The organism is Acinetobacter sp. CIP 102129 (assembly GCF_000368305.1).
Classification (GTDB): domain Bacteria; phylum Pseudomonadota; class Gammaproteobacteria; order Pseudomonadales; family Moraxellaceae; genus Acinetobacter; species Acinetobacter parvus.
Genome location: NZ_KB849341.1, coordinates 1,034,355 through 1,057,277, shown reverse-complemented (window position 1 = coordinate 1,057,277; position 22,923 = coordinate 1,034,355). Strand labels below are relative to the sequence as shown.

Sequence of the window (22,923 nt, the reverse complement as noted above, 5' to 3'; positions counted from 1 at the left end):
CTTAATGAAAATGTTTTAACTGCTTGCGGAGTTGCTGCACTTCATCAATCAGGTCCAGCATCACCGCAACCGCAGATAGACTGGCATCAAAGTCACGCTGTAAACGGTAGGCACGACGGGCGCGGGCAACATCTTCACCAATGAACTGGTGGCTTTGTGGATCAACTTGAATCTGCAAAATATCGTAGTCGATCAGCTTGAGTACCCAGTCGGTGCTTTGACCACAGACTTCGGCAAAGTGTTCGAGATCAAGTGCCAATTGTTCATCAATGATTTCAACTTGGCAGTGACCATCATATTGAATTTCTTTGTATTGAATAGTTGTCATGATCTTACTCCTTATGATGCACGAGGTCTGAATGAAGCAAAAGCATCTGCAAACTGTTGATAAGCTTGTTGCTCTTGTTCGCTGTGTGCTGGTGGTAAAACAATATTAATAATTAGATATAAATGCCCTGCAGTTTTATTTGGTATCCCTTTATCTTTGAGACGTAATTGTTGTCCATTTTTGGCATTTTTAGGTAAGTTGACTTTGAGTTGCCCTGCGGGAGTATTGACTTCAATGCTTTGTCCTAGAGCTGCTTCCCACGGAGTTACATCAATAGTTTGATAGACATCAGCCCCTTCAATACGAATGCGATCGGTATCTTTATATTGAATTTCAATATAAAGATCACCATTTTCACCGCCATTAATACCACTTTGTCCTTGGCCATTTAAGCGAATTTGCTGACCTTCTTTCATTCCTTTTGGAATCTTAACCTGCAAGGTTTTCCGCTGTACTTCAGGCTCACCATAGACGTTATAAGTTGGAATTTGCAAGGTAATCTGTTGGGTTGAACCGTGATAGGCAATATCTAAATCAACTTGAATGCTGGCATGCTGGTCTTCGCCCTTGTAACTGCGTTGCTGGCGTTGCGAACGCTGCTGCCCGCCACCAAACCCTGCGCCAAATCGACCAAATAAATCCTCAAAGCCACTAAAGTCTGCACCCCCATCGCCTGAACTTTGGCGATAGAACTGGGAACCGTCAAAACCACCCGTGCCTTGACCAAATCCGCCAGCACCCTGACCAAAGCCAGCAAAACCCTGCGGATGATCCAGCATCTGGTCATATTCAGCCTTTTTAGTGGCATCACCCAAGGTATCGTAGGCGACATTAATCGCCTGCATTTTGGCTTCAGCATCTGCCTCTTTACTAATATCTGGATGATATTTCTTTGCCAGTTTACGATAGGCTTTTTTGATTTCGTCTGCTGAGGCATCTCTTGAAACACCGAGCTCTTCATAATAATTTTTTGCCATGATCTTAAATATAATAATGAGATGTTTCTTTTATTATGAAGCGAATTGCCAAGATTTCAATAGGCTGGATTGTATAAGACTTGTTTTGTTGTTTTGGAAAAAATGCCAGCACTTTGGCTTGGCTGACACCGATCATGATGTCCATTGAACTATCACTTTAACTGAGATAGAGTTTTGGGTAAATGTTTTATCCAGTAGACCTTAATATAAAATAAAAAAGACGGTAGTCCGTCTTTTTTATGAGAAAAATCAATTAACTCAAATGTTCGCCAAACAAAGCCAAAGCTTCTTCGGCAGTAAACTCATAGCGGGTATTACAGAACTGGCAATCCATCTGAATTGGATTCTGTGCTTCCAGCGTTTCGTGTACCGCATCCACCCCAATCTGGATCAGGGCATTGGCACAGCGTGCTTTGGAACAAGTACAGCCAAACTTTAATTGCTCAACATCAGGTAAACGTACCTCTTCTTCATTATACAGGCGGTACAGGATCTCATTGGCTGGCAGGTCGGTCAGCTCTTCTGTTTTTAGTGTTTCAGTCAGCATGGTCAGACGTGGCCATAAATCCTCATCCACCAGTTTCTGCTCTTCCTCATCATTGCGTGGTAGCAACTGAATGAGTAGGCCACCCGAACGTTTGTCGTTGGTTGCCAGAACAATATGCGTTGGAATCTGTGCAGACAGGTCATAATACTGCATCAGGCAACCTGCCAGTGTCGGTTGATCCAGTGGTACAATCCCCTGATAGCGTTCGCCATGCTCAGGTTCGATATTGATAAATAGAACAGGACTGCTCAGTGATGCAAGTACAGTACGGCTATCCGACCCCTCTACGAATCTTGGGTCATCTTCATAATCCGCCAGTGCGCGCACTTCACCCAAGTGGTTGCATTCCGCCATTGCCCACTTGAATGTGCCATTGGCTTGAATTTGCAGGCTGATACGGCCACGGATTTTAAGCGTGCTTGCCAGTAAGGCGGTGGCACTGAGCATTTCACCCAGCAGGCTTTGCACCGCAGGCATATATTCACGTTGTGCCAGAATGGTTTGCAGCGTTTCTTCCAAATGAACCACCTCACCGCGAACAGGGCAGTCTTCAATATAAAAGCGTTGGCGTAAATCAGACATCTTTTTCTCCAGTATTCCGTACAGCGCACAAACAACGCTTTGACTTGCCAAGTTTGAAAGACTTCACAAGTGGGTGAATGGCGGTATGCAGTCAATAATGGTGGCGCTTTACCAAAACTCAAGATGTTTCATGCGGCGATTTTGCATCAGTCTGTGTCACCTGATCATCAGGCAGGCGTTCAGGAGAAACAATTTTTATGTTTTCAAACAAATACTCAAGTTCAGCTAGTGCATTGGGATAATGGTCCATCATTGCATACTGATCATGAGACCAGAGCGACTGATTCAGCAACTGTTGATCCTGCTGCTGGAACTGGCTGATTTGTACCTGTGCATCCGCAGTTGAACATCCAGTTTCAATCAGTGCCTGTTGGGCCATGTCCAGTGAGGACAGGTAGGTTTCACGCCAAACATGCTGAATGCCCAAATCATGCAGTAAATGAGCATGATGACGGTCACGCGCACGTACCAGCAAGCTCAGGTCTGGATAATTTAGGCGAAGATGCCGTGCAAGGTTCATGCTGTCCTCAACGTCATCAATGGCAATAATCAGCAACTGGCAATATTCAATACCTGCCGCACGCAGGTTTTCGACTTGGGTGACATCAGCATCCAGAAAATGATGTCCATATTGTTCAATAAAATCAGCATCAGGCTGGTTGCTGTCTATTACGCTGAACTGTCTGCCCTGTGCATGTAGAGCGCGTGCAACCACCTGTCCAAATCGTCCAAAGCCGACAATTAGAATCGGATGCTGTGGCACATCATGGGCATGTTTAGGCGCTTTTTTTTGCATCAAGTGCAGGATTTTGGTGTTCATTAACCAAAATAATAATGGTGTAAGCAGCATTGAGCCAAATATGATCAGCAAGGTCGGTTGCAAAATCTCTTTGTTGAGTAACTGTTCGGTTTCTGCGATTTTTAGCAGAATAAAAGACAGTTCCCCGCTTTGTGCCAGCAGGATGGGCAGTCCAAGGCTGAACTTGGCAGAACGGTGCTGATAATAACTGCATACCGCAATCACAACGGTTTTAATCAACAACAATCCAAGAATGGAACTCAGAATGAATAAAGGTGACTGTAGCAGGGGAGTCAAGGAAAGTCCCAGTCCTATGGCAAGGAACAACAACCCGATTGCCGCATCTTTAAAAGGGGAAATAATCCGTTCAACCTCTACCTTAAACTCAGTCTCTGCCAGTAAGATGCCTGCCAGAAAAGCGCCAATCAGTGTATGGATGTTGAGAATATCTATGATTAAAAGCACTGAGAGAACAATCAATAATCCCAGAACTGGAATCAGCTCAATACTATGGCGATGTGCCAAAAAGCGAAAGGCAGGACGAACCAGATAACGGCTTGCGAGAAACAAGCCTGAAATGGTAGCAATAATCGCAGCGAAATAGGCGATTCCATGCTGGGTTGATGCGGTGTCTTCCAGTAGGGGAAACAAGCCAATCAGAACCACTGCAAACAAGCTGTGTAACTGTAGGCTGGATAGTGCAGTCTGCCCCAATTTACTGTTGATTTGTATTTTATTTTGAAGCAGTTGCTGTACAAGGGTGATGCATGACAGGGCAAGTGCAAAGCCCAGAATCATACTTTTTAGAAAATCCTGTAGGATGAAAAAACTGGCACTGACCAAGAAAATAATGCTAAGTAACAGTGGCAATCCACTATTGATCATCAGACTATGGCGCTGTACCCAGAGTTGTTGCGGTTTAAAGGCAAAGCCCAGAAACAACATCAACATGATCATGCCCAAGTCAGTCATTTGACTGATTAGCCCTGCATCATGAATCAGATTGAAAACACCAGAACCCAGCAATAGCCCTGCGATGAGATAACCCAAAATAGAGGTTGAGGCATAGCGTTTTGCCAATGGTGCAAAGATTAAGGTCGCAAGCGATAACAAAATGATTTGTAGCAGTAAGGACATCTAATGCCTCAAATTTTTATGTTTCTCATATTCAGCTCTAACTAAACTCCTGTGGGTCTACATCAATCGACAGTCTCAGTTGATGCTGACGAGGTAAATGTACCACTTGTTGCCACCATTGACGTAAATAAAAATGCAGTTTTGCCCGATCAGCAGACAAAATCACCATGTGTGCCCGATAACGGCCTGCTTTACGTTCCATCGGTGCAGGAATAGGCCCCCAAATATCAACACTGTCTGTTGCCATCACTCTGAATTGCTGGGCAATCTCAGACAGGAATTGCTGACTATATTCTCTATCTTTGGATTCAACCCGAACCAGTGCAGCATAACGATAGGGCGGCAATAACGCTATTTTGCGATCAGCCAGCATTTGTTTTGCAACGGTTCGGTAATCATGTTCAATCAATGTGGTCAGCATGGGGTGGTCAGGACGCAGGCTTTGCAGATAGACATTGCCTTTGTGTTCCCCGCGTCCTGCACGGCCCGCAACCTGAACAATCAACTGGGCAGTACGCTCTGGCGCACGGATATCCACACTTAATAATCCTGCATCTATATCCAGAATGGCAACTAGGGTGACGTGGGGGAAATGATGTCCTTTTGCCAGCATTTGCGTACCCAGCAAAATCGTGGGTTTGTTTTGCTGAATACGGTCATAAATCTTCTGCCAGCTCCCCACCCGACTGGTGCTGTCACGATCCACCCGAATCACATCGTGATGCGGAAACAGCTCATTCAGGTGTTCCTCAACTTTTGCTGTCCCTGCACCCAGACTTTTCAGCGTGTGTTGCTGACATTCAGGGCAGTGTTCAGGCAAACGGTGAATGGTACCGCAATGGTGACAATGCAAATAATGATAGGGTTGTGAATGCACAGTAAAGTGGGCATCGCAATGTGGGCAATTGGCCTGCCAGCCACAACTTTCACAGATCAACACAGGCGCATAGCCACGGCGGTTGAGAAAGATCAGTACCTGTTCCTTGCGTTCCAGTGTCTGCCTGATTTGCTCAATCAGGGGCTGACTGATGCCATGCTGTTTTTTTGCCACTTTCAGGTCAATCACATGCATCTTGGGCAGGCTTGCAACACCAGCACGTTGGTTTAATTCAAGTAAATGCAATTTACCTGACTCGACTAAGTGGTAGCTATCAATACTTGGTGTGGCTGACCCCAAAATTACGGGACATTGTTGCAGATGCCCCCGATAGAGTGCCACATCACGGGCATGGTAACGAAAACCCTCTTGTTGCTTATAGGAAAGATCATGTTCTTCATCCAGAATAATCAGGCCAAGACGGGGCAATGGCGTGTAAATTGCTGAGCGTGTGCCAATCACAATTGAAGCTTTACCCGTCTGGGCATGTTGCCAGGCCTGTAGGCGTTTTGAGTCATTCAGGCCTGAATGCAGCAAGGCTACATCACAGTGAAAGCGAGACTTAAAACGTGCAACGGTTTGCGGGGTCAGGCCAATTTCAGGCACCAGCACCAGCACCTGTTTGCCCTGTTTTAACACCTCATACATGACCTGCAAATAAACTTCAGTTTTACCACTGCCTGTTAAGCCATCCAGTAAAAAAGCCTGATAGTGATACAGCGATTTTAAAATCTGTTGAATGGCTTGCTTTTGGTCTGGATTGGCTGTGAGTGGCATTTGCGCCAACTGTACAGGCATAGGCGTGAAATCATGCGGTTCAAGCTGGCATTGCACCAGCCCCTTTTTTTCCAGTGCCTTAAGCGTGGCGGTTTCCACGCCGCTCAAGTTTAAAATATTCTCTGTGGTTCCGTGTGGATGCAGCTTCAGAATCTGGTAAGCATCATATTGTTTTTGCGAGCGTTTCAATAAGCCATTAGGGTCATCATGTGGAATGACTTTCCATTGATGAAACAGGATGTCCAGGGCGCGGCCTTGCCTGAGTAAGGTGGGTAAGGCGCTTTGTATGACTTCGCCAATTGGAAATTGGTAATATTGTGCTGACCATGTCAATAAAGTTAAAACTTTTTGGTCTAGAATCGCTTCATTATCGAGCAATTCTGTGATCGCCTTAAGCTTGAATTGACCTGTAAATGCCTCGTTTGGGTCAAGCTTTTCAGTGATGATACCAATGAGATTCTGCCGCCCGAAAGAAACCGCAACCCGTGCGCCAACCTGTGCCTGTGGATACTGCTCTGCACTGAGCGTATAGTCAAACGTGTCATAAATATAGACAGGAATGGCGACCCGAATACGGTAAACAACGGCGCTGGAATTTTGGTTCGGCATATTAGGCTTCAATCAGGTGTAAAATGGCATGACTGCATGTTGTTGAATTATGCTAAAGTGCTGTGCATTATGTCGATGAATTTCTTGCGGAACACTGGTTCCCCATCTCATACACGGATATAACGGTAACGACAACTATTTTGGGACAATTAGAACAGAACCATGCCTGCTTATCAATTTACTGCGCTTGATGCTTCAGGAAAGCAACATAAAGGTGTGCTTGAGGGAGATTCCGCGCGCCAAATCCGTCAACAGTTACGAGATAAAGCATGGACACCGATTGCGGTCGATGCGGTTGAACAAAAAGACAAACAGCAACAGCGCTCATGGTTTAGAAAGGGTTTTGGTGCCTATGATTTGGCGTTGATGACCCGTCAGCTTTCAGTGCTGGTTGCGGCAGGTATTCCGCTGGAAGAAGCCTTGCGTGCGGTCAGTAAACAAAGCGAAAAGGCCCATGTGCAAAACCTGTTAATTGCCGTGCGTTCTAAAGTGCTGGAAGGCCATTCACTGGCTCAGGCCATGCAGCAATCAGGTCGTTTTCCTGAGTTGTATATTGCTACGGTTGCGGCAGGGGAGCGTTCGGGGCATCTGGACCTGATTTTAGACCAGCTTTCAGACTACACTGAAAACCGCTTTGCCATGCAGAAGAAAATTCAGGGTGCGATGATCTACCCGATTATCCTAATGCTGATGTCATTCGGAATCGTGATGGGCTTGATGACCTACGTCGTGCCTGAAATCGTCAAAACCTTTGAGCAAAGCAAGGAAGCCTTGCCGTGGATTACGGTTCTGCTGATGAAAGCCAGTACCTTTATTCGCCATACCTGGATAGGAATGCTGATCCTTGCCGTAATCGCAATTATCCTATTTACCCGCTTTCTCAGAACCACAGCAGGGCATTATGCCTTTGACCGTTTAACGCTCAAGTTGCCACTGTTTGGTAAACTTTCACGTGGTATAAATGCAGCGCGTTTTGCCAGTACGCTGTCAATCCTGACCCGTTCGGGCGTACCTTTGGTTGAGGCATTACGCATTGGCTCGGAAGTGAGCAATAACTGGGTGATTCGCGATGCGATTGAAGTAGCGATGGAACGTGTAACAGAAGGTGGTAATTTGGCAACACAATTGGAGCGTTGCGGTTATTTCCCACCAATGATGGTACAAATGATTCGGAGTGGTGAAGCTTCGGGTGAACTGGACCGCATGCTGGATCGGGCATCGACCATGCAGGATCGGGAAGTTAGCACCTTTATCTCCACCTTGCTGGCATTGCTGGAGCCGCTGATGCTGGTCTTTATGGCAGCCATTGTATTGGTGATTGTGATTGCAGTCATGTTGCCAATTATTAATATGAATAATATGATCTAGGAAATTTGATGTTTGAGATGAAAATGAATAATTCAGTGAGTGAACAGCATTCTAAGCATAATCCTAATTCTGCTACTCGAAGCACAGCTTCTCGTCTTGCGACCCGACCGAGCGTTGCTCGGTTTTCTCGGGTCTCAGGATTCACCCTAATCGAAGTGATGGTGGTGATTGTGATTTTAGGTGTATTGGCTGCGCTGATAGTACCTAACGTGATGGGGCGTGGCGAAAAAGCTAAAGTTGATACCACGCAAATTACTCTAAAAGGTGTTGCTGGCGCTTTAGACCAATATAAATTAGATAATGGGCGTTATCCAAGCATGCAGGATGGTGGTCTGGATGCCTTGGTAAACCAGCCTGCCTCTGCAAAGAACTGGTTGCCAGGTGGCTATGTCAAGGGTGGCTATCCTAAAGACAGCTGGGAAAATGACTTGCAGTACGTGATTCCGGGCCGTGAAGGCCGTGCATTTGATTTATATTCCTTTGGTGCGGATGGTAAAGAGGGCGGCGAGGGTAATGATGCTGATATTTATTATCAGCCATAATAACTAATCAAAAATATCACTTCACTTTTCAAATAAAATAAATCAGGAGTGAAGTGATAATGTTTCTTAATTCGTAAATAAAATATAATACTTTGAAAAATATAGAACTATTAAAATAGATAATATTTGAGAGTTATAATAAGAATTATTCCCATATTTAATAGTTACAAGAAATAGAAACTATGTAGGGAAATAGACTTTCTCTTTATATCGAAGCTTTGCATAATAAATTCAGACCATTTAAATCAAGTATGGAGTCATCAGATGAAAGCATTTTTTATGTTGGATGAACTGAATCAGTTTCATTGGACAATGCTTAAGTCTGTGTTGTTCATTTTAAGCCTGTTGCCCATCAGTGAGGGTGCCTTAAGCCTTTGGCAGACCACAGAGGGCAGTAGCCAGATTATGATTGGCTTTTTTGCATTGAGCATGTTGAGCGCATGGTTTGTACTGTGTTTCCTAAGTGCCTTAAAAACAACGGTATGGGATAATCAGGAGATGATTTCCAAATATGAGCAATTGTTGTTTAAGGCCTACCGCTATATTCCGATGTTATTTTTATCGAGTCTGGTTGCATATTTATCAGTACACTTAACATTGGCCTTGTAATTCAGGTGCTAATCTAGGATTGAAAAAGAGCGTTGATTTACAACGCTCTTTTTTATTACCGCCGTGATTTAAACGATACATCAACTTTACGTGGACGATAAATCCAGCCTACAACCAATAGAAGAATGGAGAAGATCAGAATAGGATAATCGCTGAAACGACTATATAAGGTTTTTCCCTGCATTGCAGGTAAATCACCACGTAATACAAACGCCTCATCCAAAGGTGCCTGTTTCACGATATGGCCATTGTGGTCAATAAACGCAGTCACGCCTGTATTGGTGGCGCGAATAAACCAGCGACCATTTTCCTTGGCGCGCATTTGCACCATTTGTAGATGTTGCCAAGGTCCAGCCGTTCCTGTAAACCAGGCATCATTTGAAACCGTGATTAAAAAGTCGCTATTCGATGCATTGCGGCGGGTGAGGTTCGGGTAGGCGACCTCATAGCAAATTGCGGCTGCGAGTGCATGACCTTTTACGATCAGTGGCTTCTGATTGGCCTCACCACGCGAGAAACCACTCATGCTGACATCGTTCTGCATGGCGGGCAGTACCCATTTCAACATGCCTGACAATGGAATGTACTCACCAAACGGCACTAAGCGTTGCTTTTTATACAGACCGTGAGAGTCGCTGCCCGAAGACATGAGGCTGTTGTAGTACAGTGGTTCACCCACCTGCTGTGATTTTGCCACGTCCCAATAGGGAATACCTGTGACCCATGCTGTATCTGTCTTTTTTGCCTGAGCTGCCATGGCCTCCAAAAATTCAGGAATATCGGTCTGGAACATTGGAATTGAAGATTCAGGCCAAACAATCAGGTCACGCCCCCATTCGGCACGGGTCAGGGTTGCATAAATCTCCAAAGTCTTGATCTGGTATTCAGTCAGCCATTTCAGGTCTTGAGGAATATTGCCCTGAATCAGGGACACGCTCAGGGGCTTGGAGGCTTTGGGCTGAACAAACTGGATAAATCCAGCACCCCAGGCCCCTAGCACCAGCAAGGCGGAGGGAATGGCCCAAAACCAGCGTCGATTTAAAATTTCGACCAAAGCACATGCCAGCACGATGACCACAAATGAAACTGCATAAATGCCAAATAAAGGTGCATAGCCATCCAGCAGCCGTTCAGTAAATGCATATCCAGCAAACAACCACGGGAAACCTGTAAATACCCAGGTTTTTGCCCATTCGAACATGACCCAGAGCGGGGCAAAGGTTAATGGGGTTTCTGGAAAAAACCGACGGTACAGCCATGTTTGAAAAGCAGTAAATAAGCCCATTGCGGCTGCCATAAAGACAATCATCAGGATGCTTAAAAAGGCATTGGTATCGCCATAGGTATGGATGGAGGTGTAGAGCCAGAACGCGCCGACAAACCATAAACCAAAACCATAGGCCCAGCCCAGTGCAAAGGCCTGGCGTGGGTTACGTTGACGTAATACAGCATACAATAGTGCTGGTGATAGAATCGCCAACCACCAGAAATAATACGGTGCAAGTGCCAAGCTAAAGATTGCGCCTGAGATCAGGGCAATCAGCAGTGGAACAATAAAGGGGAGCTGTTTTTGTGGTTGAGATGGATTTAACAGCTTTTCAAAATAGCTTCTCATTGACGGACAGCTCGAATCAGATGAATAGTGCGTGCATCTGCTTCAATAATGGTAAATTGCCAATCTCCAAGCTCAATGGTTTGACCTTGTAAATCGCTCACTAAACCAATCTCTTGCAGTAGCAAACCGCCCATAGTTTCAACTTCATCATCAGAAAAATCTGCATCTAAAATAGTGTTGAAATGTTCAATGGGTGTAAGTGCTTGCACAATCCATGTATTGGCTGTGGTTGGGTCATTGTCTGGCACGATATATAGCGCTTCTTCATCGGCAATATCGTGTTCATCTTCAATTTCACCAACGATCTCTTCGAGAATGTCTTCAAGTGTCACCAAACCAGAGGTTGAGCCATATTCATCAATCACGATGGCGATATGGGTCTGGGTATTCTTTAACATGCGTAGCACCTGGTCTGAGCGTGCACTTTCAGGCACAAATACAGGCTGGCGCATCAATGAACGAATATCGACTTTGATATTGCGCTCGGTCAAAAAGGGTAAAAGATCTTTTGCTAATAAAATACCGACCACATTATCGCTTTGATCTGCTGAAAACACAGGGAAGCGTGAATGCGCTGAATCAATCAGCACATCCAAAATATCTAACAGTTGATCATCTTCTTGTAAGCTGATGATTGCAGTTCGAGGCGTCATGACTTCCCGAATTTTTGTTGCTGGTAGATCGAGAACACCCTCAAGCATAGCAACAGTATCTGGTTCTAAAAAACGACGTGAGTCTTGAACTAACCTGAGTAATTCATCGCGGGTTTCAGGTGCAGTACCTAACCATTTTCTTAAGCCACGCATACCCCACGACGGACTGGATTCCTCGACCATGATCTTTCCTAAAGACTCTCTATATCAATTAGATGATTTTCATCATACCGAAGAAAAAGCGGATATGCATTAATAAAACGATGCGAAAAATGTACAGTTTTTCAAAAAGCTGTTGATGATTTTTATCGACTTACTTTATGTTAAAATGTGAATATTAAAATATATGAGTATGATGATGTCCGAACAACCTCAACTTCCCACTGTTCAACTTAATACTAGAGGTTTACGTTGTCCTGAGCCTGTCATGATGTTGCATCAGGCTATCCGCAAGGCAAAGTCGGGTGATGTTGTGGAGGTGCTGGCAACCGACCCGTCAACCTCATGGGATATTCCAAAATTCTGTATGCATTTAGGGCATGAACTATTATTAAAAGAAGAAAGTCTCGATGAAAACAGTCACACTGAATATCGCTACTTGGTACAGAAAGGGTAGTCTGGATATTGAATTAAATTTGAGGAAATGGCCCAGTGAAATTAAAACAGCTTGAAAAACACATGTGGGTTTTTGAAACTTTGATTGATGAGGATATAGAGCAGCAATTTGATGAAGCATTGGAGTACTTGTCTCAAGGCAGTTTACTTGCATCAGAGCTGACTCTAACCAAGCTACTTTCTGAGTATCCCCAACATATTGATGCCTGGGTTCATCTTGGGTTGGTTTATGAATATTCTGGTCGAAAAATGGAATCTTATCTTGCTTTGCGTGAGGCTCATCGTATTGGATTGGCAGCATTTTCCACTACATTTAACTGGGATAAAGATTTATTAGAATGGGGCTTTATTGAGAACCGTCCATTTTTAAGGGCTTGCTTTAATTTAGCCTTACATTTGGCTAATACACCGATGGCTGTTGAAGCGGAGCAGATTTTTACAAGATTAGTGAAGATATCCCCAAATGATAATCAGGGAGCACGCTATCTGTTATTAAAACGCTTTCTTGAAACAGGGAATAAATTAAAATTTCAATGGCTGGATACCAAGTATCCAGAAGACCATAGCCCTGAATTTTTATATGGAAAAGTATTGTTTGCATTAATGCAGCAAGATATGGATAGAGCTAAAGCCACATTTTTTGAAGCAAAAGCTGCTTTTCCACTGGTTGCTCGAGAACTCAAGAAAAAACGTCATCCTAAACCTGCTGAATTTGAGGAGGGATATATCACTATGGGTGGGAAAGATCAGGCATTTGTTTACTGGAGAGAGTTTGGTCATCTTTGGGAATATGGAAGCCCCACTCATGAGTTTTTATTGGCCAATATATAGTCATGCTATGAATAAGCCCTGACATTTTGGGACAGGGCGATATATTTATTATGCTTCCTTGATCAGGCTATTTTTAAGCAAATTTTCAAACTTGGCTATCTCAGTAATTTCACGCCATTGAATATTCTGATGTTTGAGTTGCTTAAAAACCTTTCCTTTATCTGCATAAAAAGAAAAAATTGAGTTGATTTTAGCTCGAATGTTAAAAGAAACAAAGCCCCAATCTTTCAATCAGGGCTTTGAGTAATGACTATGATAATAGATTACATGTTAGGGTAATTAGGACCACCACCACCCTCAGGGGTTACCCAAGTAATGTTTTGTGAAGGGTCTTTAATGTCACAAGTCTTACAGTGTACACAGTTTGCTGCGTTAATCTGGAAGCGTTTGGAACCATCATCATTTTCCATGATTTCATAAACACCAGCAGGACAGTAGCGTTGAGCAGGCTCATCCCATTTCGGTAGGTTTACATTCACTGGAATCGATGGATCAGTCAATTTCAAATGCGCAGGCTGATTTTCTTCATGTACGGTATTTGATACAAATACTGAAGATAAACGGTCAAAGGTCAACTTACCATCTGGTTTTGGATAGTTTGGTTTGAACGTTGAGGTATCGACTGTTTTAAGCACAGCAAAGTCTTGCTGTAGATCATGCAAGGTAAATGGCACTTTAAGGATGTTTTGATCGATAAAGTTAAATGCGCCACCAATCCATTGACCAAACTTGTGCATCGCTGGGCCAAAGTTACGCGAGCTATATAACTCTTCTTTTAACCAAGAATTGTTATATTTTTCAGTGTATGCGGTTAATTCTTTGTCGAAATGATCTTCGCCTTCAGTGACACGTGCAACGGCTAAATCACCACCTTTGGCTGCACCCGCTACAATCGCTTCAAACACAGCTTCACCACACAACATGCCAGATTTCATGGCAGTGTGAGAACCTTTGATTTTAGAGAAGTTCAAGAAACCTGCATCATCACCAATCAAACAACCACCTGGGAAAGTGAGTTTAGGTAAGGCATTAAAGCCACCTTTCACAACCGCACGGGCACCATAAGAAATACGTTTACCGCCTTCTAGGAATTGCTTAATTGTTGGGTGAGTTTTCCAACGTTGCATTTCCATGAATGGATACATGTGTGGATTTTCATAAGATAAATCAACAATCATACCCAACGTCACTTGGTTGTTTTCAGCGTGGTATAACCACCAACCACCAGACGAACCAGTTTCGTTCAATGGCCAACCTGCACCGTGCATCACTAAGCCCGGTTTGTGCTTCGCTGGGTCAATTTCCCAAAGTTCTTTAATCCCGATACCGTAGTGTTGCGGATCGGCATCTTTGTCTAGGTTATATTTAGCAATTAGGCGCTTACCAAGATGACCACGGCAGCCTTCAGCAAATAGGGTATATTTGGCATGAAGCTCATAACCTGGGGTGAAGTTATGCGTTGGCTCACCATTTTTGCCAATGCCCATATCACCCGTCTGGATACCTTTTACAGTACCATCTTCATGGTAAAGAATTTCAGAAGCGGCGAAGCCAGGGAAAATTGAAACTTCAAGTTCTTCCGCTTTTTGACCTAACCAGCGAACAACGTTACCGAGGGAAATCACATAGTTCCCTTTGTTGTGCATTGATTTTGGTACCATCCAATACGGCATTTTTTGTGCCTTGGTATCAGAAAGCAGGAAATAGGTTTCGTCGCCTGTTACAGGAACATTGAGTGGCGCGCCTTCTTCTTTCCAGTTCGGAAACAGTTCATTCATGGCGCGTGGTTCAAGTACAGCACCAGAAAGGATATGCGCACCTACTTCAGAGCCTTTTTCAACAACACACACAGTAAGGTCTGGTAGGTTGTTTTCAATCGCTAGTTGACGAATTTTAATCGCAGCAGATAAACCCGCAGGCCCTGCGCCTACGATCACTACGTCAAACTCCATCGCTTCACGTTCGATGTGTTCCATGTAGGACTCCTCATATTTTTAAGGGTGGCAACCGTAATATTGCGATTCGGTGCTGCCATGAGTGTTCTGTATTGCCAAGCACAAAGACACTATTGTACTTGCAAACGTTTGGGATAGTATAGTTTTAAACCTTGGACTCGCCAATTGGCTGAGCGGTCATATTTTTTCGTCAGCTAGGCATAAACGACGATAAATGAAAATGATTCTCCATCAGACTCGCTACAAAATAAGGGAAAAATCATGTTTTCTGATGATAAAAACTTAATGAGCATTGCACAATACGTAAAAGATGTACAGCAAAGTCACAAAAGGTCAATTCCACCTTTAGACCAGTGGCATCCAAAGCATTGCGGCAAAATGGATCTAAAGATAAAAGCCAATGGAGAATGGTGGCACGAAGGTCAATTGGTCAAGCGGCAGGCTTTACTCGACCTGTTTAGCAAGGTGCTGTGGAAAGAGGATGGAAAGTTTTACCTGAAAACACCTGTTGAGCAGATTGAAATTGAGGTTGAGGATGAGCCACTGCTAATCAACCAGGTGGATCAGGTTGAGATAGAGGGCAAGCGCTATTTACAGCTCACCACCAGCAATCAGGATGTGGTGATTGTGGATGAGCGACACCCAGTTTTTATGCGTGCCTATCCAAATGAAGCTGGGGAGGATGAATTACGTCCTTATGTGCATGTTCGTTTTGGAATGAATGCCCTGATTCAGCGTCAAAGTTTTTATCACCTTGTGAACTATGGCAGTTTGTCTGAAAATGCACGGGGTGAGACAGTTTTGACATTAAAAAGTGGTGATTTGGTCTTGCATTTAAGCACCTGAGGTTTAAGCTTAAAAGAGTGAAGAAACCACAGTGTTAATGTATTTGTATGACTGCTGTCCAATCCCTGCCCGTATTGGCTGACCCCATGCCACATGCATCCTCTGATGCGCCGATTGGGGTTTTTGATTCAGGCATTGGAGGCTTGTCGATTGCGCAGGAGATTGCCCGACATTTACCCAACGAACGGATTCTCTACTATGCCGATACCGCGCATGTGCCTTATGGGGCCCGTTCAGATCAGGAAATTCGACAATTAACAGCGCGTGCGATTGAGTGGCTGTATCGGCAGGGCTGTAAGATTGCGGTGGTGGCATGCAATACTGCATCGGCATTTAGTCTGGACTACCTACGTGACTATTATGGCGAGCATTTTCCGATTGTGGGATTGGTGCCTGCATTAAAGCCCGCTGTACTGCAAACACGGTCGAAAGTGGTGGCTGTGTTGGCGACACCTGCAACCTTTCGCGGACAGCTCATCAAGGATGTGATGAGCAGGTTTGCCGAACCTGCTGGCGTTCGGGTTTTAAAAGTCACCAGTCTGGAACTGGTGCCTTTTGTTGAGGCGGGACAGCAAATGAGCCAGGCCTGTCTGGATGTGTTGCAGGATATATTGCAGCCTGTGGTGGAGCAGGGCGCGGATTTTTTAGTGCTGGGATGTACTCACTATCCTTTTTTAAGGGATGCAATTCATCAGGTTTTTGATAAAAAGTTAAAATTAATTGATTCTGGACAGGCAGTTGCGCGGCAAACAGCCTATATTTTGATAAAAAATAGGTTATTATGTGACAAAATAAGTCATAATATTACACGTATTGAATGTTATGTCAGTGGTCATAATGCTGTTGAATTAAAATCGGTACTGCAGCATCTCATGCCAGAACAATTAACATGGACGATTCAGAATTTAGATGATCTGGGCGCCTAAAAGCATCAGTTGATTCATATTTAAGATTTTATTGGGGTTATTGTTGATAAGGCTTAAGCGAAACCGCTTAAGGATTATTGATAAGTGAACTGGGACCTAGCCTATGCAAGATACTCGTTATCAGGTTTTTATTTCTACGTCTGGCAATGAAATGCAACCAGAACGGGCAGTTTTGGCCCAGACACTGATTGGAATGGGATTCTTTTCGTGGGGCTTGGAACAGCGCACACCCTTAAGCACCTCGATTGCTCGCCGACAGATTGATGACTGTGATTACGTGGTGATTTTGCTGGGGAGTCAGTATGGTGAGCAGTCCGTTTCAGGTGTGGGCTATATGCATCTGGAATATATCTATGCCATGACCAAACAGAAACCCGTGATTGTGTTTATGCATGAAGAGCCGGAAGCACGCGAAGCCAAACTGCATGACCATAAAGCCGAGTTAAAAGAAAAATTCAAAGAGTTTAGAAAACAGCTTCAACATGAAGTTGATCAAGTTTTTACCTATCTTAGCTTAAGGGATCTGGAGCTTGCTGTTCGCTCCAGTATGCCACAAATGCTGGAACGCTATCCTGTGGTGGGGTGGGTTCGTCCACAAAATACGCAAGTTTTACAAGATGAAATTGACAGTTTGCGTGCAAAAGTAAAGCAACTTGAAACTGAAATGGGCAGTCGGGAAGCCGATCCACTCACCAGTGTGCCCAAGGTGTCCATGCATGAGGTGTATTCATTTGAATACCGTATGCATGCCTATCAGGATGGTAATTTTAAGGAAGTCAAACCACACCGTAAAATGACCTGGGCACAATTACTGAATGTGCTTGGTTCATCATTTGTGATTCCGACGCCTGAAGAATATTTTTCCAGGCGCATGAATGAATATCTAAACGAAACTGGTCTGGATGATGCGCGCAAGGAAATGCCACGCGCGCATGCTGTTTCACGTGCACAGGTGAATATCCGTGCCCTGCATGAAATCAAGTTGCAGATGCGCCAGAATGAGTGGATTGTGCCAACAGGACGAGATGACCGCCAACGTATGCTGTGGCAACTGACCGCAAAAGGGCAGAAGCTTCTGGAAAGCAACATATTGGACAGCAATCGGGTTTTTCAGTTTAAGACCATGCATTAATCCAATTTAAAAAAGTACGGCAAAACTGCTAAAGTATAGGGAGAAATTCAGCTATAGCGGAAGCGATGTATGTCAGCGACACCAAAACCCAAAGTAACTGTGGTTTTAGCAAATTTAGGTACGCCAGACCAAGCCACTGTACCAGCAGTACGTCGTTTCTTAAAACAGTTCTTATCCGATACCCGTGTCATTGAAATCCCCAAAGTAATCTGGTGGATTATCCTGCACCTGTTTGTACTGACTTTTCGGCCCAAGCGGGTTGCCGAGGCGTATGCCTCAGTGTGGTCAAAAGATTCTCCAATGCGGGAAATTGTACTTGAGCAAACACGCTTGGTTAAACAACGCTTGCAAGATGAAAATCATCAGTTTGACCTCACGGTCGTCCCTGCGATGACCTATGGGCAACCGAGCATTTATGATGTCTTGGCACAACTGGAAAAAACACCGCAAGAGCATGTGATTCTGTTGCCGCTATTTCCCCAGTATTCAGCCACCTCAACTGCACCATTGTATGACGCCTTTGCCAGATGGATTCCACAGCAGCGTCATTTGCCAGGTCTGACCCTCATCAAGGATTACTACCAGCATCCGCTGTTTATTCAGGCATTGGCGGATAGTGTTCTCAACTATCAGGCTGAACATGGCAAGCCTGAAAAGCTGTTGATGTCCTTTCATGGCATTCCCCAGCCTTATGCGGACAAGGGTGATCCTTATGCTGACCGTTGTCGAATCACTGCCCGTTTAGTTGCAAATGTCTTGCACTTGAAAGATGAGGAATGGGCGATTAGCTTCCAGTCACGTTTCGGAAAACAGGAATGGGTCAAGCCCTATACCGACCAGTTATTACAACAATGGGGCGAGCAAAAAGTTAAATCAGTGCAAGTATTGAGTCCTGCATTTTCGGCGGATTGTTTAGAAACATTGGAGGAGTTGGCGATTCAGAATAAGGAAATTTTCCAGCATGCTGGCGGCGGTGAATATGCCTATATTGCTGCGCTGAATACCGATCAGGCCCATATTGATTTGCTTGCTAGTCTGGTTCAGGCTAATCTTGATGCCCTAACCCATACCCTAGCCCATCGTTAACTGCGTTTTAGCCAGAGGTTTTTATGCTACAAGTCAAAATTGTCCCTGTGACTGCCTTTCAACAAAACTGCTCGATTTTATGGGACAGTGAAACCAAAGACGCGATTTTGATTGATGCAGGCGGTGATGCGGCAGTGCTGAAAAAAGAAATCGAAGCCTTGGGTCTGCATGTGAAAGCATTATGGCTCACCCACGGACATCTTGATCATGCAGGTGCGGTCGGTGAGTTGGTTGATACATGGAAAGTGCCTGTGATTGGTCCACATAAAGAGGATCAATTCTGGCTGGACATGATTCAGGAAGTTTCGGCACGTTATGGCTTCCCGATTCCACAACCCGTCAAGGTCGATCAGTGGCTAGAGGGTGGTGAAGTGCTGAAACTGGGTGAGGATGAGTTTGAGGTGCGTTTTGCGCCTGGTCATACCCCAGGCCATGTGATGTTCTACAATGCCAAACATGGTTTATTATGGACGGGGGATGTCCTGTTTAAGGGTTCTATTGGGCGTACTGATTTTCCTAAAGGGAATCATCAGCAATTGCTGGATTCCATCCAGCGTGAATGTTTTAGTTTGCCTGATGACACGCAATTTATTTCAGGGCATGGGCCAATGAGCACCATCGGCTATGAAAAGCGATTTAATCCTTTTGTGGCAAGTAAAGCGGGTTGAGTTCGGTACGACTAAACAAGAAGATGATTAATCCTCATAATCATCTTCATGGCGTTTGAGATCGGCCTGAGGCGCATCCTGAGTTGGGAGTTTATATTCGTCACTTGCCCAGGCACCCAGATCAATCAATTTACAGCGTTCTGAGCAGAATGGACGAAAATCATTATTTTCCCATGTGCTTGGCTGGCCACAACGAGGGCAGGGAAAGGTACGGGGCATAGAAAACTCCTAAGGCAGAAGGTAAATAGATTAGGCAAACGTCAGGTGAGTTGTTAGACTTATGCCGATTTATAGATAGTTTGATGGGATTATGTTGATTCGTCAATTTCAAGCACAACGCATGCGGGCACCACGTGATTTTCAGCCGATTCCAGATACCCCGATCTACGTGGAGATTGGGGCTGGAAAAGGCAGGCATGCCTTGTTGTTCACGGCTGAACATCCGCAGGCAACCTTGTATGCGATTGAACGAACCAGGGAAAAGTTTGTGGCGATGCAGAAACAGCATCAACTGGAACCGCGTGAACATTTAAACCCTGTGCATGCCGACGCCTTGCCCTGGGTGGTGCATGCCCTGTTTCCTACACAGGTTGAACAGTTTTTTATTCTCTATCCCAATCCAGAGCCACATAATCCAGCACAGCGCTGGTTGAACATGCCATTTTTCGAGTTCCTGTTGTCTCGCCTAAAACCGAATGGCACGATTACGCTGGCGAGCAACATTCCAGCATATATTGATGAAGCTGAACAGCAGTTGATTGAGCTATGGAAATTACCTTACCAAAAGCAAAAGATTGCAACAGACTCAGCCCGTACCCATTTTGAAATTAAATATTTAGAACGTGGTGAGCTGTGCCAGCAGTTACTAATCACTAAACCACAGGACTATCAGACCCGTTTTGATGATTTTGCGCCGTTACAAGGGCGGAACATACAAGGGCAGCCTGATGGCAAATAAGCGTATTGCAATTATTGGTGCAGGTCCAGCAGGATTGATGGCGGCTGAAGTGCTGAGCCAATACAACTACGATATTGAGGTTTATGAGCAAAAACCATCGGCGGCACGCAAGTTTTTAATGGCAGGCAAAACGGGACTGAATATTTCCCATGCCGAGCCTGTTGCAACGTTTATACAGCGTTATGACCATGCTGAATGGCTAGGCTCATGGATTGAGCAATGGGATGCAAAGTGGATTCAGGACTGGATGCACGGGCTGGGCATTGAATCCTACATTGGCAGTTCTGGACGGGTATTTCCCGTGGAGATGAAAGCCGCGCCATTGTTGCGGGCTTGGTTAAAACGTCTAATAGCGAATGGCGTGAAATTTCATTATCGCCATCGTTGTGTGGCGCTGTCAGGCAATCAATTAACCCTTGAAAATCAAAAGCAAACATTCACAACAAGCTATGATGCGATTATTTTGGCCTGTGGTGCAGTGTCATGGTCACAATTAGGTAGTGATGGCGCGTGGCAGCAATGGCTTTCCACCGATGAAATTAAGCCATTTCAGGCCAGTAATGTTGGTGTATTAAAGGCTTGGTCGCCGTTTATGCAGGACTGTTTTGGCCAGCCACTCAAGCGTGTCAATGCATGGGTACAGCCTGATCAGCAAACGTATGGTGATATTGTGGTGACACATTATGGTTTGGAAAGTGGAGTTATTTATAAACTGGGACGTGAGTTAAAACAGCTTGCAGCCCAGAATCAGCCCTTGCAACTGCATCTGGATTTACTCCCTGATCTCAGTATTGAGCAATTGGAAAAAAAATTGCAGAGCAACAAAAAGCAGTCTCTCACAAATCTTTGGCGTAAAGCAGGGTTGGATCATGTGAAGATCAATTTACTACGAGAAGTGGTGGATAAAAATCTTTGGTCGCAGCCTGGCATGATGGCAAGACAGATCAAACAGTTAAGCATTAGCTTAGATGGTTTCCGCCCAATTGAGGAAGCGATTAGCTGTGCGGGCGGGGTCAAGCAAGATGTTTTATCTTCACAACTGCAATTGAAATCTAATCCTTATGTGTTTTGCTGTGGCGAAATGCTGGACTGGGATGCACCGACAGGTGGATATTTACTAACAGCCTGTTTTGCCACAGGGCGAGCGGCAGGGCAAGGCGTACATCAATTATTGAATGCAGCCATATAATATTTACCTTGTTGTTGAGCTTTCAAAAATGCTAGTTTTTAGAAAACTTTGATTAGGATAATGGGCATGTCTCAAGTTACCCCTATTTACCACAAGATGCTGAACGTCCTTAAGCCTGCATTGTTTTGCCATGATTTTTGATACAGCCTGCTTAAGTCCAGCCGAAGCCTATCGCTTACTGGTCGGTGGTGTTACGCCGCGTCCAATTGCATGGATCAGTACCCGATCTACTGATGGCATTGACAATATTGCCCCTTACTCATTTTTCAATGTGGCCAGTTGTAATCCTCCTATCCTGTGGTATTCACAGGTCAATCCACAAAGTGGTCAGGATAAGGACACCTTGAGAAATTTAATTGCGACCAGGGAATGTGTGGTACACATTGTGAATTCCCAGTTAATGGAAAAGATGAATTTATCCTGTGCCTTGCTTTCGCCTGAGCAGAGTGAGTTTGATTTTGCTGAGATTGAGTCATGTGCGAGCAATAGTGTTGAAGCGCTGGCAGTGAAAGACTCTCCCATCCGTTATGAATGTCATTTAAGGGAGGTGATTCCATTGAGTAGCCTGCCATCAGGTGGAACGGTTGCCTTGCTGGATGTAAAGTCTATTTATGTCGATGACCGTCTTTGGAATGGCACCATGATCAACCAGCAGCAACTGGATAGCGTAGGCAAAATGGGTGGAGATTTTTATAGTTTAACCACTGAGCTACGCAAACTGGAAAGGCCTTAAAAATAGCATAGATTAAAAAAGACAGGAGGCTTTAGCACCTCCTGTTTTTATTACTTTGCTGTCAAGGCCTCACCCTCAAACTTCACACCATCCCAGCCATTCTGCATAAACTGGCGGATATTCTGGTGGTCGCTTGCTTCAGGTGTGGCAAGTACAGAGGCATAATGTTCCGCAAACAACTTGAGGGTGTCCTGTTGGTTTAAACCCTCAAGTTTGGCAAAGGAGAACACTTTGGCACTGCCCTGATTTTCAGTTGCCGCATTAAACTGCGCGCCATTTTGAAAAGCCGTTGGCGTATGCTGATAACGCGCCTCGATAAATGCCAACACGTCTGCAAACTTCGCAGAATCATCTTTTAATTGTGCCAATAATGCTTGAGCCATATTTAGTTCTCTGTTGATCAAATGAATGGCAGCATCATAGCATTGAATCAGTGGAATTGATGAAGACAGGAATTAAACTGGATGCAGCAACACAGGTGGTTTAAGCCCGGAGTAAAGAATTAAGCTATTTTAAAGTCATCAATATAGAAACTATTTTTTCGTTTTTTAGCCAGATTCCCCT

General features: G+C 44.5%; 23 protein-coding genes. 13 read left to right on the top strand and 10 right to left on the bottom strand.

From position 1 onward, the window contains the following. Position 1 precedes the first annotated feature (1 nt). From F973_RS13090 to F973_RS13070, 5 genes are all read right to left on the bottom strand, one after another. Entirely contained in the window at positions 2-328 is a 327-nt protein-coding gene (locus F973_RS13090; protein WP_004762240.1) for a chaperone modulator CbpM, read from the bottom strand. A gap of 11 nt (positions 329-339) precedes the next feature. After that, the gene (locus F973_RS13085) at positions 340-1,305 is read right to left on the bottom strand and encodes a DnaJ C-terminal domain-containing protein (protein WP_004762239.1); all 966 of its coding nucleotides are present in this window, start codon (positions 1,303-1,305) and stop codon (positions 340-342) included. A 253-nt stretch (positions 1,306-1,558) separates the two neighbouring features. After that, on the bottom strand, positions 1,559-2,434 hold the full coding sequence (locus F973_RS13080; protein ID WP_004762237.1) for an Hsp33 family molecular chaperone HslO: 876 nt from the start codon (positions 2,432-2,434) through the stop codon (positions 1,559-1,561). 118 nt (positions 2,435-2,552) lie between these two features. Further along, a complete protein-coding gene (locus tag F973_RS13075) occupies positions 2,553-4,370 on the bottom strand; it encodes a cation:proton antiporter domain-containing protein (RefSeq protein WP_004762236.1) in 1,818 nt (605 codons plus the stop codon). Positions 4,371-4,407: 37 nt separating this feature from the next. Then, a complete protein-coding gene (locus tag F973_RS13070; RefSeq protein WP_004762235.1) occupies positions 4,408-6,633 on the bottom strand; it encodes a primosomal protein N' in 2,226 nt (741 codons plus the stop codon). Positions 6,634-6,795: 162 nt separating this feature from the next. Here F973_RS13070 and gspF point away from each other — a divergent pair, with 162 nt between their 5' ends. The 3 genes from gspF (at position 6,796) to F973_RS13055 (ending at position 9,152) form a co-directional block, all read left to right on the top strand. Next, complete coding sequence (gene gspF / locus F973_RS13065) at positions 6,796-8,001, top strand: type II secretion system inner membrane protein GspF (RefSeq protein WP_004674462.1); 1,206 nt, start codon at positions 6,796-6,798, stop codon at positions 7,999-8,001. Positions 8,002-8,009: 8 nt separating this feature from the next. After that, the gene (gene gspG, locus F973_RS13060) at positions 8,010-8,543 is read left to right on the top strand and encodes a type II secretion system major pseudopilin GspG (protein WP_004756246.1); all 534 of its coding nucleotides are present in this window, start codon (positions 8,010-8,012) and stop codon (positions 8,541-8,543) included. Positions 8,544-8,807: 264 nt separating this feature from the next. Then, positions 8,808-9,152 (top strand): hypothetical protein, encoded by a 345-nt coding sequence (locus tag F973_RS13055; RefSeq protein WP_004762234.1) that lies wholly within the window; start codon positions 8,808-8,810, stop codon positions 9,150-9,152. Positions 9,153-9,207: 55 nt separating this feature from the next. Here F973_RS13055 and lnt read toward each other — a convergent pair whose 3' ends face one another. Together lnt and F973_RS13045 are read right to left on the bottom strand one after the other, a co-directional pair. After that, the gene (gene lnt / locus F973_RS13050; protein WP_004762232.1) at positions 9,208-10,767 is read right to left on the bottom strand and encodes an apolipoprotein N-acyltransferase; all 1,560 of its coding nucleotides are present in this window, start codon (positions 10,765-10,767) and stop codon (positions 9,208-9,210) included. Continuing rightward, a complete protein-coding gene (locus tag F973_RS13045; protein WP_004762230.1) occupies positions 10,764-11,603 on the bottom strand; it encodes an HlyC/CorC family transporter in 840 nt (279 codons plus the stop codon). The genes lnt and F973_RS13045 overlap by 4 nt, the downstream gene beginning before the upstream one ends. Before the next feature lie 175 nt (positions 11,604-11,778). On the opposite strand from F973_RS13045, the gene tusA reads away from it, so the two are divergent. Beyond that, positions 11,779-12,036 carry a sulfurtransferase TusA gene (tusA, locus tag F973_RS13040; RefSeq protein WP_004680654.1) on the top strand — a complete coding sequence of 86 codons (258 nt, stop codon included), beginning with the start codon at positions 11,779-11,781 and terminating at the stop codon, positions 12,034-12,036. Positions 12,037-12,071: 35 nt separating this feature from the next. After that, positions 12,072-12,866 (top strand): tetratricopeptide repeat protein, encoded by a 795-nt coding sequence (locus F973_RS13035; RefSeq protein WP_004762228.1) that lies wholly within the window; start codon positions 12,072-12,074, stop codon positions 12,864-12,866. Positions 12,867-13,129: 263 nt separating this feature from the next. Here the strand turns inward: F973_RS13035 and F973_RS13025 are convergent, their stop codons facing one another. Further along, positions 13,130-14,842, bottom strand: a complete 1,713-nt coding sequence (locus F973_RS13025; RefSeq protein ID WP_004762227.1) for an electron transfer flavoprotein-ubiquinone oxidoreductase — start codon at positions 14,840-14,842, stop codon at positions 13,130-13,132. A 240-nt stretch (positions 14,843-15,082) separates the two neighbouring features. Here F973_RS13025 and F973_RS13020 point away from each other — a divergent pair, with 240 nt between their 5' ends. The 5 genes from F973_RS13020 to F973_RS13000 all read left to right on the top strand — a co-directional run bounded on the left by F973_RS13020 (position 15,083) and on the right by F973_RS13000 (position 19,479). Beyond that, entirely contained in the window at positions 15,083-15,667 is a 585-nt protein-coding gene (locus tag F973_RS13020) for a DUF1285 domain-containing protein (protein WP_004762225.1), read from the top strand. A 47-nt stretch (positions 15,668-15,714) separates the two neighbouring features. Further along, positions 15,715-16,593, top strand: coding sequence for a glutamate racemase (murI, locus tag F973_RS13015; RefSeq protein ID WP_004680647.1), 879 nt, complete (start codon positions 15,715-15,717; stop codon positions 16,591-16,593). Between the two features lie 103 nt (positions 16,594-16,696). After that, a complete protein-coding gene (locus F973_RS13010) occupies positions 16,697-17,725 on the top strand; it encodes a DUF4062 domain-containing protein (RefSeq protein ID WP_004762223.1) in 1,029 nt (342 codons plus the stop codon). A gap of 69 nt (positions 17,726-17,794) precedes the next feature. Continuing rightward, entirely contained in the window at positions 17,795-18,811 is a 1,017-nt protein-coding gene (gene hemH / locus F973_RS13005) for a ferrochelatase (protein ID WP_004762221.1), read from the top strand. Between the two features lie 23 nt (positions 18,812-18,834). Further along, positions 18,835-19,479: an MBL fold metallo-hydrolase gene (locus F973_RS13000; protein ID WP_004680640.1), complete on the top strand. Its 645-nt coding sequence runs from the start codon at positions 18,835-18,837 to the stop codon at positions 19,477-19,479. 27 nt (positions 19,480-19,506) lie between these two features. On the opposite strand, the gene F973_RS12995 is transcribed toward F973_RS13000, so the two are convergent. Then, positions 19,507-19,698, bottom strand: coding sequence for a DNA gyrase inhibitor YacG (locus tag F973_RS12995; protein WP_004680638.1), 192 nt, complete (start codon positions 19,696-19,698; stop codon positions 19,507-19,509). A 91-nt stretch (positions 19,699-19,789) separates the two neighbouring features. Between F973_RS12995 and F973_RS12990 the strand changes: the two genes are divergently transcribed. From F973_RS12990 to F973_RS12980, 3 genes are all read left to right on the top strand, one after another. Next, positions 19,790-20,437: a class I SAM-dependent methyltransferase gene (locus F973_RS12990; RefSeq protein WP_004762219.1), complete on the top strand. Its 648-nt coding sequence runs from the start codon at positions 19,790-19,792 to the stop codon at positions 20,435-20,437. Beyond that, positions 20,427-21,626 carry a TIGR03862 family flavoprotein gene (locus F973_RS12985; protein WP_004762217.1) on the top strand — a complete coding sequence of 400 codons (1,200 nt, stop codon included), beginning with the start codon at positions 20,427-20,429 and terminating at the stop codon, positions 21,624-21,626. Before F973_RS12990 ends, F973_RS12985 begins: the two co-directional genes overlap by 11 nt. Before the next feature lie 130 nt (positions 21,627-21,756). Continuing rightward, a complete protein-coding gene (locus F973_RS12980; protein ID WP_004762216.1) occupies positions 21,757-22,359 on the top strand; it encodes a flavin reductase family protein in 603 nt (200 codons plus the stop codon). 50 nt (positions 22,360-22,409) lie between these two features. Here the strand turns inward: F973_RS12980 and F973_RS12975 are convergent, their stop codons facing one another. Then, entirely contained in the window at positions 22,410-22,742 is a 333-nt protein-coding gene (locus F973_RS12975; RefSeq protein WP_004762215.1) for a HopJ type III effector protein, read from the bottom strand. Positions 22,743-22,923: the final 181 nt, after the last annotated feature.

What these genes read in the sequence shown, in the direction of transcription:
- F973_RS13080 (WP_004762237.1), bottom strand. Translation starts at nt 2,434, where the DNA reads ATGTCTGATTTACGCCAACGCTTTTATATTGAAGACTGCCCTGTTCGC.
- tusA (WP_004680654.1), top strand. Translation starts at nt 11,779, where the DNA reads ATGTCCGAACAACCTCAACTTCCCACTGTTCAACTTAATACTAGAGGT.
- F973_RS13010 (WP_004762223.1), top strand. Translation starts at nt 16,697, where the DNA reads ATGCAAGATACTCGTTATCAGGTTTTTATTTCTACGTCTGGCAATGAA.
- F973_RS13075 (WP_004762236.1), bottom strand. Translation starts at nt 4,370, where the DNA reads ATGTCCTTACTGCTACAAATCATTTTGTTATCGCTTGCGACCTTAATC.
- F973_RS12990 (WP_004762219.1), top strand. Translation starts at nt 19,790, where the DNA reads ATGTTGATTCGTCAATTTCAAGCACAACGCATGCGGGCACCACGTGAT.
- F973_RS12975 (WP_004762215.1), bottom strand. Translation starts at nt 22,742, where the DNA reads ATGGCTCAAGCATTATTGGCACAATTAAAAGATGATTCTGCGAAGTTT.
- F973_RS13045 (WP_004762230.1), bottom strand. Translation starts at nt 11,603, where the DNA reads ATGGTCGAGGAATCCAGTCCGTCGTGGGGTATGCGTGGCTTAAGAAAA.
- F973_RS13090 (WP_004762240.1), bottom strand. Translation starts at nt 328, where the DNA reads ATGACAACTATTCAATACAAAGAAATTCAATATGATGGTCACTGCCAA.
- F973_RS12980 (WP_004762216.1), top strand. Translation starts at nt 21,757, where the DNA reads ATGATTTTTGATACAGCCTGCTTAAGTCCAGCCGAAGCCTATCGCTTA.
- hemH (WP_004762221.1), top strand. Translation starts at nt 17,795, where the DNA reads ATGTCAGCGACACCAAAACCCAAAGTAACTGTGGTTTTAGCAAATTTA.
- F973_RS13085 (WP_004762239.1), bottom strand. Translation starts at nt 1,305, where the DNA reads ATGGCAAAAAATTATTATGAAGAGCTCGGTGTTTCAAGAGATGCCTCA.
- F973_RS13055 (WP_004762234.1), top strand. Translation starts at nt 8,808, where the DNA reads ATGAAAGCATTTTTTATGTTGGATGAACTGAATCAGTTTCATTGGACA.
- gspF (WP_004674462.1), top strand. Translation starts at nt 6,796, where the DNA reads ATGCCTGCTTATCAATTTACTGCGCTTGATGCTTCAGGAAAGCAACAT.
- F973_RS13000 (WP_004680640.1), top strand. Translation starts at nt 18,835, where the DNA reads ATGCTACAAGTCAAAATTGTCCCTGTGACTGCCTTTCAACAAAACTGC.
- F973_RS12985 (WP_004762217.1), top strand. Translation starts at nt 20,427, where the DNA reads ATGGCAAATAAGCGTATTGCAATTATTGGTGCAGGTCCAGCAGGATTG.
- F973_RS13025 (WP_004762227.1), bottom strand. Translation starts at nt 14,842, where the DNA reads ATGGAACACATCGAACGTGAAGCGATGGAGTTTGACGTAGTGATCGTA.
- F973_RS13020 (WP_004762225.1), top strand. Translation starts at nt 15,083, where the DNA reads ATGTTTTCTGATGATAAAAACTTAATGAGCATTGCACAATACGTAAAA.
- F973_RS13070 (WP_004762235.1), bottom strand. Translation starts at nt 6,633, where the DNA reads ATGCCGAACCAAAATTCCAGCGCCGTTGTTTACCGTATTCGGGTCGCC.
- F973_RS12995 (WP_004680638.1), bottom strand. Translation starts at nt 19,698, where the DNA reads ATGCCCCGTACCTTTCCCTGCCCTCGTTGTGGCCAGCCAAGCACATGG.
- murI (WP_004680647.1), top strand. Translation starts at nt 15,715, where the DNA reads ATGACTGCTGTCCAATCCCTGCCCGTATTGGCTGACCCCATGCCACAT.
- lnt (WP_004762232.1), bottom strand. Translation starts at nt 10,767, where the DNA reads ATGAGAAGCTATTTTGAAAAGCTGTTAAATCCATCTCAACCACAAAAA.
- gspG (WP_004756246.1), top strand. Translation starts at nt 8,010, where the DNA reads ATGTTTGAGATGAAAATGAATAATTCAGTGAGTGAACAGCATTCTAAG.